The sequence below is a fragment of the Catenibacterium sp. RTP21428st1_D7_RTP21428_210409 genome (genome assembly GCF_040227455.1).
GTDB lineage: Bacteria > Bacillota_I > Bacilli_A > Erysipelotrichales > Coprobacillaceae > Catenibacterium > Catenibacterium mitsuoka_A.
Genome location: NZ_JBEHVX010000007.1, coordinates 1 through 15,369 on the forward strand (window position 1 = coordinate 1; position 15,369 = coordinate 15,369).

Below are 15,369 nucleotides of genomic sequence, written 5' to 3' on the forward strand. Positions count from 1 at the left end.
TTTAGTATCTAAAAACACTTTAATTATCTAACATGATGAGGTCTATTTCTATCCACTATATTATTTGGCGCTTACGTTATAACTAATATATTAATTGTGATATCTATTTCATAGTGATATACTGAATCTGTAAGTTAGTACTTACTAACAAAGAGGTAATATCATGAGAATACTTATATACGGTTCAGGGGTTATTGGTTCTTTATATGCAGTTTTGTTGAAAGAAACAGGGTATGATACAACTATTTATGCAAGAGGACATAGACTTGAAGTCCTTCAAAATCAAGGACTCCTTTATAAGAAAAATAATATAATCAAAAAAGTAGATATCAAGGTCATTGATCACTTACAAGATAATGATATATATGATTTTATTTTTTTAACTGTTAGAGAAAATCAATTATATCAAGCACTGAAAGAATTGAAATCTAACAAAAGTAAAACCATTATCACAATGGTTAACTCAATAGATAATTATGAAAAATGGGAAAGTATTGTAGGAAAAGGAAAAATATTACCTGCTTTCCCAGGTGCTGGAGGCTCTATCACAAATAATATACTTGATGCATCACTTACTCCAAGAATCATACAACCCACTACTTTTTCTGAAATAACTGGAAAAAAGACAAATAGGACACAGCGGCTCTCACAAATATTTAAACATTCATGCATACCTTTCCAGCAGGTCAATGATATGCATATATGGTAGTTATGTCATATTGGGATGGTTGTACCTCTTGCGAATGCTTATTATCAAACAGAACATCCTGAATCCGTAGGACAAGATAAAGTGATAATGAAAAAAATAGCGAGAGAGCTTAAAGATAATTTCAAGATCTTATATGATAACCTTCATACATTATCACCTTATAAAATGAATATTTTTTTGAATACCCATAATCTGCAGAAACAGTCTTTTTTATCTTTGTTTGTTCTTTGTTTCTAATACTGTTTAAGAGGAACTTATTAAAGACGTGTTTATAGCATACCTGTGGTTTGTGGGTATTCAAAAATATTTTTAGAATTTTACCAATACCAATACTTACATATATTTTATCACAGGCTTATAAAAGTCGTTTTGGACATACATTTATGTATCAACATGCAATAAAAGCACCAGATGAAATGAAAGAACTACATAACCAATTTTATTCTTATATTAAGAAATGGAGATTATGAATATGACAAACGAAGAATACAAACAATTATCAATCAAAGAATTTACTGAAGCAGCTAAAAGATATGAAGGTGATCATGCAGGTCTCTATGAAATGTGTAAGAAGGATTATCCAGATATCTTAGAAGAATTAGAGAAAGAATCATTCATAGATTTACTTGATGCAGGATGTGGTCCAGCACCTATGATTTCTTTATTATCAGAAAAATATCCAGATAGACATTATACAGGTCTTGATCTTACACCAGCTATGATTGAAGAAGCTAAAAAGAAGAATATTCCAAATGCAGTATTTGTAGTAGGGGATTGTGAGAATTTCCCTTTTGAGGAAAATTCATTTGATGCCATTATATGTTCTATGAGCTTTCATCATTACCCTAATCCACAAGCATTTTTCAATAGTGTAAAAAGATGCTTACCTCCAAAGGGTAGATTAATACTTAGAGATGTTACTAGTGATAATAAACCACTTGTATGGCTGATGAATAAAATTGAAATGCCTCTCGCAAACTTGTGTGGTCATGGAGATGTTCAGGTTCCTACAAGAGATCTTGTTTATAAATGTTGTAAAGAAGCATGTTTAACAATAGAAAAGTTTGAAATACGCAAGGGAATGCGTCTTCATTGTGTTGTAAGAAAAGAAGGCGATTCAAAATGAAAATAAATGTAAAAGGTGTACCAGAGACAATGATTCAGACTCTCTATGCTCGTGCAAAAGAAACAAGTAAAGAGAATCCTAAAATAAAAGATGAAATGGCTGTATCAATAGTCAAACAATTAGATTATGACTTTTCTCAAGCAGATCAAGATAAAACAATGCGTTCTGGTGTGATTGCAAGAACAATTGTATTAGATAAGATGGTAGATGAATATTTAGATAAACATAAGAATACTATTGTGATTAATATTGCATGTGGTCTTGATACAAGGTGTTATCGTATGAAAGGCAAATATATACGCTGGTATAATCTAGATTTACCTGAAACGATAAATATAAGAAAACAGTTTTTACCAGAAACAGGACCTATCTATCAAATCGCGAAGTCAGCTATGGATGAAACCTATACAAATACTATTCACAATGAAGGAGAAGACGTTCTAGTAATCATAGAAGGATTGACTATGTATTTAACTGAAATTGATATTAAGAAAATCTTTTCTATTATCGAACATGCATTTTCAAATGTCACAATAATGGTTGAAATGATGTCACCTTTTATGGTGAAGCACATTAAAGAAAAATCAATAGAAGGCAGTCATGCAAAGTTTACATGGGGTATAAAAAATGGGAAAGAACTAGAAAAACTTACCCCTTCATTTTCTTTTCTAAAGGAAGTAAGTCTTGTAGAGGAATGAAGCAATTGATGCCTATATATCATGTTTTAGGTACGATTCCTTTTGTTTCTCATGTATCTAATAAAATAATCGTGTTAGAAAAACACATTTGATAAAGAGATGATCATAATGAATAAAAGACATTTTTATACAGAAATGGATGGGTTCTATGGTGTTTATTGGTAGTGTAAGAAAGAATCAGACTGTGCAATGATTGGTGATGATGCAGAAGACTATTTAGCCCGTACTTCTGTAAAATTGCTCCATAAGCTTGGTTTAAATGTGTTGACTATGTCTCCTGCAAAAAAAGGATTATGGAGATTATAATTATCCATTAGATCGTATAGAGAAAGCTATAAGATGGTTAAAAACATCCGGTAATCAAAAGATAGGAATTGTCGGTGCCTCGACCACAGGAACTCTCGCTTTAACAGCCGCTTCTTATTTTGAAGATATCACACTCACAAATTGCAATGTGCAATAGAATAGGACAAGAGAGTGAAATGAACTTTTCTGGAGAATCCATAGTAGTCAATCAAAATGGTGAAGCTATTAAAAAAGTAGGTGATCAGGAAGAAATCATATATGTTGATATTAATTTGTCTAACTCCAAGAAAATAAGAGAAAGTAGACCCTATACACAGCTAAGAAGAACTAAATTTTATAGAAAAATTATCTTGCCATAAAGTAAGGTTTAGCCTCTATACTTGTAGTAAGGAGGTTTATTACTATGGGTAAAATATTAGTTGCTTATTTTAGTGCAAGTGGTGTTACAAAGCATGCGGCTGAAGAAGTTGCAAAGGTGGCAGGAGCTAATCTATATGAAATCAAACCAGAAGTTCCGTATACAAAAGCAGATCTTGATTGGATGAATAAGAAGTCTAAAAGCAGTATTGAAATGGAGGATAAATCTTTTCGTCCTGTCATTATTAAAGATAATCTAGATGTATCAAAATATGATCATATTTACTTAGGTTTTCCTATCTGGTGGTATGTAGCACCTACAATTATCAATACATTCCTAGAAGCGTACGATTTCTCTAACAAGACAATTACGCTATTCGCAACATCAGGAAGCAGTGGTTTAGGAAATACTGTAAATGAATTAAAAGTATCAGCACCCAATGCACTCATTAAAGAAGGGTTATTACTCAATAATCTCACAACTCAAAAAGTCAAAGAATTATTGGCCTTATGATTATTCATAAATAAATCCTTTCGTTTGTCATAGGCTCCTCCCACTGCCTTTAGGCGGTGGGAGGAGCCTCGTAAATCGTATTTATTATCCCTGACTTTCAATATATTTTTGTTTAGTTGCTGATGAGACTTCTCTAATGCTGCAAGCAAAATAACCATCTGACCAAAATATTTTTTCCTTCCAATACTGTTTTGATAAGACCGAACTATACTTTTGCCATAAGTGGTATGTTGTTTCCTGCTTTATAATTTTGACAATATCGCAAACTTGATCTGTTGTATCGTATCTTAATAAGAAATGTATATGGTCTTTGTCAGTTTCTATCGCAATAATTTCGTAGCCACGAGTATTAGCTATATCGAGAATCTTTTATTTAACATCATCAGCGATAGAGTCTTTTAGTAGTTGTTTGCGGTATTTGGTTACTAGAACTATATATACTTTCAGGCTGTATTTTCGTCTGTTATGACGATTGTATCTACTATCCACAGCTCACCTCAAAATATAGATGTTTCGCTATAAATTAGATATAATATATAGTGAAATATCCATGAAAGGAGTACATCTATGGAACAGATGACTATTACAGCTAAAATTCAAATAATCGCAGCTGAAACAGATAAGGTTTTGCTTGATGAAACTATGTCTGTTTATCGTAATGCCTGTAATTATGTTTCAGACTATGTATTCCGCACTCATGACTTAAAGCAGTTTTCACTTAATAAAGCTTTGTATTCTACATTACGAGAAAAGTTTAACCTTAAATCGCAGATGGCTCAGTCTGTTTTGAAGACTGTTATCGCCAGATATAAGACCATTCTTGAAAATCAGAATGAGTGGATTAAACCATCGTTCAAAAAACCTCAGTATGATTTGGTATGGAACAGAGATTACTCCTTCTAGTGAAACAACAAAAATATTGAAGGAGTTATTTGTTTCTCTAGGATTTAAAAAAGATGATTTAAAAACTAGAAGCTTTGATATTAATACCAAATATGAAAGTTATAAAGCCAAAGATCAAAGCTGGAAAAAGAGATTAATAGGATATACATATACACATCATATGTTGATAGAATTTGATGCAGATAATAAGAAACTAGGGGAGATACTTTATGCTTTGGCACATAGTGTGATTACACCAGAAATTTCAATTGAATATACAGTGAGTGATGCTGAAAAATATAAAGATGAATTATTGAAGAATGCGATAGAAGATTCTAAGCATAAAGCAAAAGTCTTAGAACATGCTGCAGATGTAGAATTAGGTGATATCGTATCTATTGATTATTCTTGGGGTGAAATCAACTTTGTCTCAGAACCTATACAGAATTTTGCATTCGCAAGTGCAGAAAAAACAATAGGTAGTCCTGGATATGATATAGATATTGAAGCAGACGATATTGATGTTACAGATACAGTGACTGTGATTTGGAATATAAAATAATGTTTTAACAATTATTACTGAAAGGAGTTGAATCCTATGCCTAACATTAAATCTGAATGAGCATAGTAGACATGTAATTCCTAATATACAGGACTTTAAAAAGAGACAGGCCACGCTACAGCTAATGAATGAACTAGCTAAAGATGTAAAATCTAGTAAAGAAAAAGGCTGGGTCACGTTAGAAAACCGAGAAAAACTATTCCAAGCCGGCATAGTTGTATTTAAGTTATTATTAACAAAAATAAAAAATAAACTATAGACAACCACTAAAAACTTTTACTACGTTTTGATACATTTAGTCATCAAAAAGGTATTGTTAAAAATTCTTCACTAATAGAAATATACTTATCAGTAAATAGACTATCTTTTTCCCAGATGAATTCAAAATTATGCTGGAGCTTAAAGTCATCTAATACAATTTCTTTTAATATACCTTTCTGTAATTCTTCTTTGACTGCAGTTTTATACATGAAAGAAATACCGCAATCTTTTTTAAGCAAGCTGATGATTGTATGCATGTTTTCTATCTGTGTATAATGTATAAAATCAGAAATAGACAAACCACGTACATTTAGACTTTCTTGTAAAATATGTCTTGTACCAGAACCTTGTTCTCGTACAAGAAGTCTTTCATCAAGAAGGTCATGTAAAGTATGAGGTATATTTTTAAACTCATGTGATGCAGCACAGACGGCAATATAGTCCTCTGTGCTGTATTTTTTATGACTATATTTCTCTTTAGGATAATTTCCTTCTACAATAGCCATATGAATCTTACCTTGATCTAATAACTTTAATAAATCTGCCGTATTTCCATAATGAAGATGCAGATTCATTTCAGGATGATGCTTGATAAAATCAGCTAATCTATCTACTATCGCATACTCACCAATTGTCATAGTCACACCAATCGACAATGTTTCTATCATTCCTTCATGACTTTTTATCTCTTTCTTAATATTCTTTTCATCGTTCTGCATAGTCATCAAATATTTTCTTAATACCTCTCCAGAACGTGTTAAAGATAACTGCTTATTTGAATATACAAAGAGTGTTGTTTCATATTCTTGCTCCAAATAATGAATATGCTGTGATACAGCTGGCTGAGTAATATGTAGTTGTTTTGCAGCAAGCGTATAGTTTAATGTCTCACATACTTTTAAAAAAGTATGAATACGATAATCTAACATCTCATCACCTCATCAATAATATTTACTTATAGTTCAATAGAAATATATAATTTTATATTATTACAGTCAAGTGATATAATGAGCACACATTTAAAAGAAAGCAGGTAAATCATGGAAACTATTAAAAAGAATATATATGGCATACTTGTATGTTTAGTTGTTGCGATTCCATCATGGTTACTAGGAAAACAATTTCCAGTTATCGGTGGAGCAGTGATTTCAATTCTTGCAGGTATGATTATTACTATGTTTTGGAAAGAAAAAGGTAAAGCAGCACCAGGGATCAAATGGACTTCTAAAATCATCCTACAGACAGCTGTCGTCTTATTAGGTTTTGGTATGAACTTAGGTGTCATCTTTGAAACAGGAAAGCAGTCATTACCTATTATTATTTGTACCATTTCAATTTCACTTCTTATTGCATGGCTTTTAAGAAAGATATTACATGTACCTTCCAATACATCTATTCTAGTAGGTGTAGGTTCATCTATTTGTGGTGGTTCTGCCATTGCAGCTACTGCACCAGTCATTGATGCCGATGATGATGAAGTTGCTCAGTCTATTGCGGTTATTTTCTTTTTTAATGTCTTAGCTGCATTATTCTTCCCTATTCTAGGTAAGGCCATTGGCTTTGACACATTACATGGTGATGCGTTTGGAATATTTGCAGGGACTGCCATCAATGATACATCTTCAGTCACTGCAGCAGCATCTACTTGGGATAGTATGTGGCACTTGGGTAGTGCTACACTTAATAAAGCTGTTACTGTAAAACTAACACGTGCACTTGCCATTATTCCTATCACTTTAGGATTATCAATGATTAGAAGTAAGAAAAAACAGAAATCTTCAAACTTCAGCTTAAAGAAAGCATTCCCTATGTTTATTCTTTATTTTGTATTAGCTGCCATTATTACTACAGTCAGCCTTCATATGGGAGTTAACAGCAATGTTTTCTTACCTATTAAAGAATTATCTAAATTCCTTATTATTATGGCTATGGCTGCAATTGGACTTAATAGTAATGTCATTCACTTAATTAAAACAGGCGGTAAACCATTATTAGTAGGTGCATCATGCTGGTGTGGTATTACTATTGTCTCATTACTTATGCAGCATGTGATGGGTATCTGGTAATTATTGACTTTATAAACTATATTTCTTTAGATAGAAATAGACTTACAGTGAAACTTAATTTTCACTGTTTTTTTTTATAGGAGAATCATATGAACATTACAGTATATTTAGGTGCCTTGAGAGGCAATGATCCAGTATTAAGGGATGCAGTTAAAGAACTTGGTACATGGATTAGAGAAAACAATCATACACTCATCTATGGGGGATCAAAATCAGGATTAATGGGATATATTGCAGAAAGTGTATTAGATGCAGGTGGAGATGTCATTGGAATAGAACCACAATTCTTTATTGATGAAGAACTACAATATGATGGCTTAACAGAGTTAATCATTACTAAAGATATGACAGAAAGAAAAACAAAAATGATAGAATTAGGAGATGCCTTTATCGCCTTTCCAGGTGGTACAGGAACACTAGAAGAAATATCTGAAGTCATGTCTAAGATTTCATTGAAACAACTTAATGCACCTTGCATATTCTATAATTTAAATGATTATTATAGGGGGTATGAAAGAACTTATGTCCCATATGATAGAAATGGGATTATCAACTCATGAGAAACAGAAGGGTATCTATTTTGCGGATCATCTAGACGATATAAGAAATATTATTGAGAAGGAATAGTGATTTTTATCATTATTCCTTTTATAATGGAATAAATAACAGTTAAGGAGACATACAATGAATCTAGAAGGACAAAACTTAGAATCGTTAAGAAGGATGGTTAGACATCTCCAAGAAGAAAATCAAGAATTAAAAGAACTTCTAAAAAATCTCATATTACATTTAATGATTAAAAAGAAGAAATGACAACCCAATCTATAAATGAGGGTGTATGTATCAAGGATACTTATATTTATGATAAACTTGTAGCTTACTTTCTTACTTTATTTCAAGGAAGAAGAGATGTATATGCATTAAGAGGTTCTAAGGGAGGATACTTTCCACAATGTTATAATAAATGGAAAGAATATTGTCCTAAACAAAATAGTCAAAAAGGTGTGTCCTGTCAAAAGTGTCCTTATAAAGAGTGGAAAGCATTAGATAGAGAAGTAGGCAAGGATCACTTATTAGGCTACAAAGACAATTGTACAGATGTCATTGGATTATATCCTTTACTAGAAGATGATACATGTAAACTCATAGTTTTGATTTTGATAATCATAATAATAAGAATAGTGAAAATAATGATTGGAAAGATGAAATTGATGCAATTAGAAAAATATGTCATGAAAATGGTATTGATGCATTAATAGAACGCTCACGTTCAGGAAATGGGGCATTCTCTTTAAGGATTTGTACCTGTCTCTCTTGCTAGAGAATTTGGATTACTACTCATTGAGAAAGGATCTCAATCTATTAATCTCAAATCATTTAGATATTATGATCGTATGTTTCCTACTCAAGATCATAGTGAAGGTTTAGGTAATCTTGTTGCATTACCACTTCAAGGACAGGCATTAAGACAAGGTAATAGTGCTTTTGTAGATGAAAACTGGAATCCTTACTATGATCAATGGAAATTACTAACAACAGTTCATCAATTATCTAAAAATGAGATAGAAGAACATATCTATAAATGGAAAGAAGAACTTTCAATCCCTCAAACTCTTCTTACAATGGATCTAGGAAAAAGAATTAAGCCATGGAAAAAGGATGAAAACTTCCATAGTGAAGATGTGATAAAAAGACTCTCTATTGTCCTTGCAGATGGTATCTACGTGGATACACTTAATCTTCAGCCACGAATCCAAAACCAGATCGGACGCTTATCTGCATTTGATAATCTTATATTCTATAAGAATCATAACTTAGGATTTTCTAATTGGAATCAGCCAAGAGTTATCTATTTAGGGGAAGACATAAACGACTATATAAAAATCCCAAGAGGATTATTAGAAACACTACTTAATAAGTGCCATTCATCAAATATTGAGTATGAAATTGTTGATAAGAGAGAAAAGGGAAAACCTATTAATGTATCATTTACTGGAAAATTAAGAGATGAACAGCTGACTGCCGCGTCTGATTTATTAAATTATGACAATGGTGTTTTAAATGCAGCGACTGCATTCGGTAAGACTGTTGTATCTAGTTATTTAATATCTTAAAGAAAAGTCAATACACTCATTATTATGCAAAGTGTTTCACTAATAGACCAATGGGTAGATGAATTACATCGCTTTTTAGAAATAAACGAAGATCTACCTGTGTATAAAACAAAAACAGGTAAAGAGAAACAAAGAAAAGATCTCATAGGTGTATTACATGGAAGTAAAAATACTTTAACTGGTATCATAGATGTTGTATCAGTCAACTCTATTTATGACAATGAAGGCAACTGTCGTTTAAATCATGAATACGGCATGGTGATAGTAGATGAATGTCATCATGGTGCCTCTCATGTATTTGAAAATGTATTACGTCAAATTAATTCTAAATATATCTATGGTGTTTCTGCGAACGATAAAAGAATAGACAGACTTGAAAAGAAAGTCTATATGCAGTTAGGTCCAATTAGACATCAATATACAAGCAAAGAAAGAATAGAAAAACAATCTATTGATCATCATGTCTATCTACGATTCACAAGAATAATGGCGTTAGGTGATATTAAAAATGATCTTAATAGTGTGTATGCGTTTATCTCTAAATATGAAAATAGAAATAATATGATTATTTCTAATATAAAGAAGTGTATTGAAGAAAATAGAACACCTATCGTATTAACACGCTATAAAGATCATGCTAAATTATTGTATGAATCACTTAAGAAGAATGTCCTAGATCATACATATCTTATTTATGGTGATCATACATTAAAAGAAAATGAAGAAGTAAGAAAAACAATATTAGCACTTTCTCATGATGAACCTTTTATACTTGTTGCGACATCTCAATCAGTTGGTGAAGGATTTAATGTACCTAGACTCGATACACTATTTTTAACTTCTCCTGTATCTGGTGAACCTTTAGTTGATCAGTTCTTAGGAAGAATCAATAGAGATTATAAGTATAAAAAAAGTGCGATTGTCTATGATTATGTAGATTCTCATATTCATTATTTTAATAATATGTATAAGAAACGCTTATCTGCTTATAGAAAGATTGGTTTTGATGTGATTACTGATCTTGTAGACAATAAACAAAACGTGAATCACATTTACAATTATAATGATTATTTAGAAGTATTTAGACAAGATATCCATGAATCAAATAAAAGCATCATTATCTCTAGTCCTCAATTAAATGAAAAGAAAGTATTATCTTTTATTGATTTAATTAAAGATAGACAAGAAAAGGGTGTTTCAGTCAATGTATTCACCAAACAGACAGATGAACCTTATACAAATAATCTCATAGATTTATTATATGGTAATGGTGTATTTGTAGAAGTGTATCCTGATTTAGATTCTTATTTTGCAGTCATTGATCAAGAAATCGTATGGCACGGTGGAATAAACTTGCTTGGTAAATCAAATATCTATGATAGCTTAATGAGAGTGAAATCAACTACGATTGCGGAAGAACTTATATTAAGTCCTACAGAAACTAAAGATTGTGACTCCTAGGTTACAATCTTTTTTAAATCTCATAGTACAATGATATAATTAATAATGGAGGTGCGTTAAAATGATGGAATATCTCAAAGAAACACAGATGCTAGATTATTCTCATCCTAACATTCAAAAACTCATTTACGATAAACAATGGAAACAAATGATTGAATTTAACAGAATACAAGCAATCTATAATTATGTAAGAGATGAAATCTTATTTGGCTATAATAGTGATGATTATATACCTGCTTCAAAAGTACTAGCCGATGGCTATGGTCAATGTAATACTAAAGGAACTCTATTTATGGCATTGCTACGTGCCTGTGATATTCCATGTAGAATACATGGCTTTACTATTAATAAGAAACTGCAAAAAGGAGCTACGACAGGTATTGTATATCATAGTGCACCTAAGAATATATTTCACAGCCGGGTGGAAGTTTACCTTGAAAATCGATGGTACGAACTAGAAGGATTTATTTTAGACAAAGCATATCTTAAACAACTTCAGAATAGATTTGCTAAATGTACTGGTCCATTTTGTGGTTATGGTATTGCAGTGAAATATTTCAAACACCCTATAATTGACTTCAATAGAAATAATACCTATATTCAAAGTGAAGGAATTACTCAAGACTTTGGTATCTATGATTGTCCAGATACGTTACTAAAAGAACATCATCAAGAGATGTCAACCATTAAAACATTCGCTTATAAGTACATTGGTGACATCTTATGAATTATAATGTAAAGAAAATAAGGAGAAACTTTTATGGCATTTAAGATAGTAAGAAATGATATCACAAAAGTAGAAGCTGATATCATAGTTAATACAGCAAATCCAAAACCAAAATGTGTCAGTGGCACAGATCTGGCAATATATGAAGCAGCAGGAAAAGAAGCGCTTCTTGCAGAAAGAAAGACTATTGGCCCCATTGAAAGAGGAGATATTGCTGTCACTGGAGCTTATAATCTCAACGCAAAATATATTATTCATACAGTAGGACCTGTATGGATTGATGGAAATCATCATGAACTTGAAATACTAGAAAGATGTTATCGTCTACCTTTACAAAAAGCAGTAGAATTAGGATGTCAAAGTATCGCATTTCCTCTTATTTCAACAGGTGTATATGAATTTCCAAAAGATAAGGCTTTGCACATTGCAGTCTCTGTATTCCGTCAATTTTTGACAGAACATGAAATAGAAATTATTTTAGTTGTATTTGATAAGACCTCTTTTCAATTATCGAGTCAGATTGTAGGAGAAATTGATTCTTATATTGATGCAAACTATGTCAAAGAAAGTCATATCAATGAGTATCCTTTAAGCTACAGACGAAGTGCTCGTCTTCGTTCTTTATTTAACTCTACGCTTCATGAAGAACCATCTCTACATTTATCGAATACTTCTTTAGAAGATCAGCTCGCAAATATTGGTCCTTCATTTCATGATAAATTATTTGAATTAATAGACAAAGCGCATCTAGATAATAAAGACGTATGGAAAAGAGCAAATCTAGATAGAAAACTTTTTTCTAAAATTCAATGCAATAAGAATTATCATCCTAAAAAGAAAACTGTATTTGCATTATGTATCGCATTACAGCTTAATCTAGAAGAATCAAAAGATCTACTTGCAAGAGCAGATTGGGCATTTAGTCCAAGTAGTGAAGTAGATCTAATTGTACAAAAAGCAATCATAGACAAACACTATGATATTATGGAACTCAACATCACATTGTTCAAATATACCAATGAAACTCTTGGAGCATAAATGACGTCGGTACTTCATGTATCGACGTTTTTTAAATGTCGCTTTCAAAGCGACCATATATCTTTCCGCTTCATTTATACTGATATTGTAATAAGAAAAGATTGGAGGAATATATTATGTATGGTACAATTTTAGGAGATATTATTGGTTGTCCATTTGAATTTGATAGAGGAGATAAAACAAAGGATTTTAAATTATTTAGTAGAAGATCTCATTTTACAGATGATTCAGTCATGACTCTTGCTGTATGTGAGGCGTTACTTAAAGTAGGCCAGGATGCAACAGTCAAAGAAATTGGGGATGCTGTTATAACAAGTATGCAATCATGGGGAAGAAGATATCCTCATGAAGGATATGGAGGTTATTTTAGATGCTGGTTAACAGCACGTCATCCTGAGCCTTATAATAGTTTTGGAAATGGTTCTGCAATGAGAGTATCAGCTGCAGGATGGCTTTATGATTCCCTTGAAAAAACAAGAGTTGTCGCAAAAGCAACTGCAAATGTAACTCATAATCATCCAGAAGGTATTAAGGGTGCAGAGGCGACTGCGAGTGCGATATTTATGGCAAGAAATGGTTCATCAAAAGAAGAAATCAAAAAGTATATTGAAAATGAATTTCATTATGATTTAAATAGAACACTTGATGAAATCCGTCCTAGCTTTCATATGCATGAAACTTGTCAAAAAAACGTCCCAGAAGCAATCATTGCTTTTCTTGAAGCAAAAGACTTTGAAGATGCAATAAGAAATGCAGTATCTCTAGGTGGAGATACAGATACACTTGGTGCTATTACAGGAAGTATTGCAGAAGCCTATTTTGGAATACCTGAAGCATTAAGATCTGAATGTAGAAATCGCATCAATAAAGATATGAGAGATGTTGTTGATACATTTTATAGTCTTGTTAGAAAAGATGATTCACCTAATACAAATCAGATGATTGAAAAAGCTATCAATCAATATTATGTTCATAATGATAAAGAAGGTATGATACTATTTATGAATATGATGATAAATGCAATGAATCAGGGTGGAGAATTTATTGTTCCTTATATTACTAAGAATCCATTCTTATCAAAAGAACAAATCAATAGTATAAGCATTGGTGACACATTTGCTCTTGATCATGATGTCAAACTTAAAATGGAAACAGTCAAAGATGCAAGTGGTATAGAGTGGCTAGGTGTATTTACTTCAACAGAAGAGATGCATAAAGGTTCTTGTGGCAATGTTCAGATCAATCAATCCATCCTATCAATTCTAAGATTAGCACTTGACTTAGAAGAGATAAATGGAATTGTCATCAATCCATTTGGAAAATATATGCAAATAAGTAAAGCTATGATACTACTATTGATTGGTATATATGAAGAACATGAAAAATAATTAAAAATCCTCAAGAGATTGTAACTGACTTGTTATAATCTCTTTTTTGCATTAAGAGCATATTTCCATGATGAAAAAACTGTAATCTATTACATATAACCATACTGTAATATTTGTTGAACATATTTCTTTTACAATGTCAACATATGTGTCTTGACATCTGTCAACAACAATGATAGCATATGCACAGCGTAAAAAGAGATAGGCGCTTAATTTAGGAAAAGTTGGAAAAAGAGGATTAAATTATGGATATGATGAATAGAATCAATCTGCTTAAAGAAGAGAAGAATGCTGTTATATTAGCTCACTATTATGTGGATGCAGATGTACAGGCAGCGGCTGATTTCATTGGTGACTCATTCTATCTTGCAAAAAAAGCAGCAGAAACAGATGCTGATGAGATTGTATTTGCAGGTGTAGAATTCATGGGAGAAAGTGCTAAGATACTTAATCCTACTAAGCATGTATATATGCCAGATGCACATGCTGATTGTCCTATGGCACATATGGTCACTATAGAAAAGATTAAAGAAATGAGAGAAAAGTATGATGATTTAGCTGTTGTTTGCTATATCAACTCTACTGCAGAAATAAAGACTTATAGTGATGTATGTGTTACTAGTTCAAATGCAGTAAAGATTGTTAATAAGTTACCTAACAAGAATATTTTCTTTATACCTGATCAGAACTTAGGAAGCTATGTGGCAACTCAGGTTAAAGATAAGAATATTATCTTAAATAGTGGTTTCTGTCCAAGACACCATATTATGACTAAAGAAGATGTATTAAATGCCAAGAAAGAACATCCTGACGCTTTAGTAGCTGTTCACCCAGAATGTAAACCTGAAGTATTAGAAGAAGCTGATTATATTGGTAGTACATCAGGTATTATTGATTATATTTTAGGTAATGATGCAAAGGAATTTATTGTTGGTACAGTAGATGGTGTTTATGCCACAATCCTAAATCAGGCACCTGATAAGAAGCTTTATAATGTCGTAAGAACTCAGGTATGTCCTAATATGAAACTTAATTCACTAGAAAAGATTATTCATGTATTAGAAACTGGTGAAAATGAAGTGTTCTTAGATGAAGAATTTATGAATAAGGCAAAAGCACCATTAGAAAGAATGCTTGAACTTGCTAAATAGGAGATGACT

18 protein-coding genes and 2 pseudogenes are annotated in these 15,369 nt (G+C 31.8%); 18 read left to right on the forward strand and 2 right to left on the reverse strand.

Annotation, left to right across the window (positions count from 1 at the left end; translation table 11 throughout):
• The first annotated feature begins 163 nt into the window (after positions 1–163).
• The 6 genes from ABUA27_RS01975 (at position 164) to ABUA27_RS02000 (ending at position 3,710) form a co-directional block, all read left to right on the forward strand.
• Complete coding sequence (locus ABUA27_RS01975) at positions 164–709, forward strand: ketopantoate reductase family protein (protein ID WP_349820124.1); 546 nt, start codon at positions 164–166, stop codon at positions 707–709.
• 472 nt (positions 710–1,181) lie between these two features.
• Entirely contained in the window at positions 1,182–1,835 is a 654-nt protein-coding gene (locus ABUA27_RS01980; RefSeq protein WP_288835489.1) for a class I SAM-dependent methyltransferase, read from the forward strand.
• Positions 1,832–2,533, forward strand: a complete 702-nt coding sequence (locus ABUA27_RS01985) for a class I SAM-dependent methyltransferase (protein ID WP_349820125.1) — start codon at positions 1,832–1,834, stop codon at positions 2,531–2,533. Before ABUA27_RS01980 ends, ABUA27_RS01985 begins: the two co-directional genes overlap by 4 nt.
• 373 nt (positions 2,534–2,906) lie before the next feature.
• The gene (locus ABUA27_RS01990) at positions 2,907–2,996 is read left to right on the forward strand and encodes a hypothetical protein (RefSeq protein WP_238634522.1); all 90 of its coding nucleotides are present in this window, start codon (positions 2,907–2,909) and stop codon (positions 2,994–2,996) included.
• Between the two features lie 19 nt (positions 2,997–3,015).
• Positions 3,016–3,198 carry a carbon-nitrogen hydrolase family protein gene (locus ABUA27_RS01995; RefSeq protein WP_238634513.1) on the forward strand — a complete coding sequence of 61 codons (183 nt, stop codon included), beginning with the start codon at positions 3,016–3,018 and terminating at the stop codon, positions 3,196–3,198.
• 44 nt (positions 3,199–3,242) lie between these two features.
• Complete coding sequence (locus ABUA27_RS02000; protein ID WP_349820126.1) at positions 3,243–3,710, forward strand: flavodoxin; 468 nt, start codon at positions 3,243–3,245, stop codon at positions 3,708–3,710.
• Between the two features lie 84 nt (positions 3,711–3,794).
• On the opposite strand, the pseudogene tnpA reads toward ABUA27_RS02000, so the two are convergent.
• A pseudogene (gene tnpA, locus ABUA27_RS02005) lies at positions 3,795–4,199 on the reverse strand (IS200/IS605 family transposase).
• Between the two features lie 78 nt (positions 4,200–4,277).
• Here tnpA and ABUA27_RS02010 point away from each other — a divergent pair.
• Complete coding sequence (locus tag ABUA27_RS02010; protein WP_349820127.1) at positions 4,278–4,613, forward strand: hypothetical protein; 336 nt, start codon at positions 4,278–4,280, stop codon at positions 4,611–4,613.
• On the forward strand, positions 4,579–5,154 hold the full coding sequence (locus ABUA27_RS02015; protein ID WP_330041824.1) for an SIMPL domain-containing protein: 576 nt from the start codon (positions 4,579–4,581) through the stop codon (positions 5,152–5,154). Before ABUA27_RS02010 ends, ABUA27_RS02015 begins: the two co-directional genes overlap by 35 nt.
• A gap of 302 nt (positions 5,155–5,456) precedes the next feature.
• On the opposite strand, the gene ABUA27_RS02020 is transcribed toward ABUA27_RS02015, so the two are convergent.
• Positions 5,457–6,344 (reverse strand): LysR family transcriptional regulator, encoded by an 888-nt coding sequence (locus tag ABUA27_RS02020; protein ID WP_129981800.1) that lies wholly within the window; start codon positions 6,342–6,344, stop codon positions 5,457–5,459.
• A gap of 111 nt (positions 6,345–6,455) precedes the next feature.
• On the opposite strand from ABUA27_RS02020, the gene ABUA27_RS02025 reads away from it, so the two are divergent.
• From ABUA27_RS02025 to nadA, 10 genes and pseudogenes are all read left to right on the forward strand, one after another.
• Entirely contained in the window at positions 6,456–7,481 is a 1,026-nt protein-coding gene (locus ABUA27_RS02025) for a YeiH family protein (RefSeq protein WP_129981799.1), read from the forward strand.
• 89 nt (positions 7,482–7,570) lie between these two features.
• The gene (locus tag ABUA27_RS02030) at positions 7,571–8,041 is read left to right on the forward strand and encodes an LOG family protein (RefSeq protein ID WP_349820128.1); all 471 of its coding nucleotides are present in this window, start codon (positions 7,571–7,573) and stop codon (positions 8,039–8,041) included.
• 124 nt (positions 8,042–8,165) lie between these two features.
• The gene (locus tag ABUA27_RS02035) at positions 8,166–8,294 is read left to right on the forward strand and encodes a hypothetical protein (RefSeq protein ID WP_317375736.1); all 129 of its coding nucleotides are present in this window, start codon (positions 8,166–8,168) and stop codon (positions 8,292–8,294) included.
• Positions 8,291–8,802 (forward strand): annotated as a pseudogene (locus ABUA27_RS02040) (TOTE conflict system archaeo-eukaryotic primase domain-containing protein). Before ABUA27_RS02035 ends, ABUA27_RS02040 begins: the two are co-directional and overlap by 4 nt.
• 40 nt (positions 8,803–8,842) lie before the next feature.
• Positions 8,843–9,595 carry a TOTE conflict system archaeo-eukaryotic primase domain-containing protein gene (locus tag ABUA27_RS02045; RefSeq protein WP_502879683.1) on the forward strand — a complete coding sequence of 251 codons (753 nt, stop codon included), beginning with the start codon at positions 8,843–8,845 and terminating at the stop codon, positions 9,593–9,595.
• Between the two features lie 24 nt (positions 9,596–9,619).
• On the forward strand, positions 9,620–11,056 hold the full coding sequence (locus ABUA27_RS02050; protein ID WP_349820130.1) for a DEAD/DEAH box helicase family protein: 1,437 nt from the start codon (positions 9,620–9,622) through the stop codon (positions 11,054–11,056).
• Between the two features lie 61 nt (positions 11,057–11,117).
• Positions 11,118–11,783 carry a transglutaminase-like domain-containing protein gene (locus tag ABUA27_RS02055; protein WP_502879682.1) on the forward strand — a complete coding sequence of 222 codons (666 nt, stop codon included), beginning with the start codon at positions 11,118–11,120 and terminating at the stop codon, positions 11,781–11,783.
• Between the two features lie 33 nt (positions 11,784–11,816).
• A complete protein-coding gene (locus ABUA27_RS02060) occupies positions 11,817–12,821 on the forward strand; it encodes a macro domain-containing protein (protein WP_287845771.1) in 1,005 nt (334 codons plus the stop codon).
• Positions 12,822–12,937: 116 nt separating this feature from the next.
• The gene (locus ABUA27_RS02065) at positions 12,938–14,209 is read left to right on the forward strand and encodes an ADP-ribosylglycohydrolase family protein (RefSeq protein WP_349820131.1); all 1,272 of its coding nucleotides are present in this window, start codon (positions 12,938–12,940) and stop codon (positions 14,207–14,209) included.
• Positions 14,210–14,454: 245 nt separating this feature from the next.
• Positions 14,455–15,360: a quinolinate synthase NadA gene (nadA, locus tag ABUA27_RS02070; RefSeq protein WP_192924038.1), complete on the forward strand. Its 906-nt coding sequence runs from the start codon at positions 14,455–14,457 to the stop codon at positions 15,358–15,360.
• Positions 15,361–15,369: the final 9 nt, after the last annotated feature.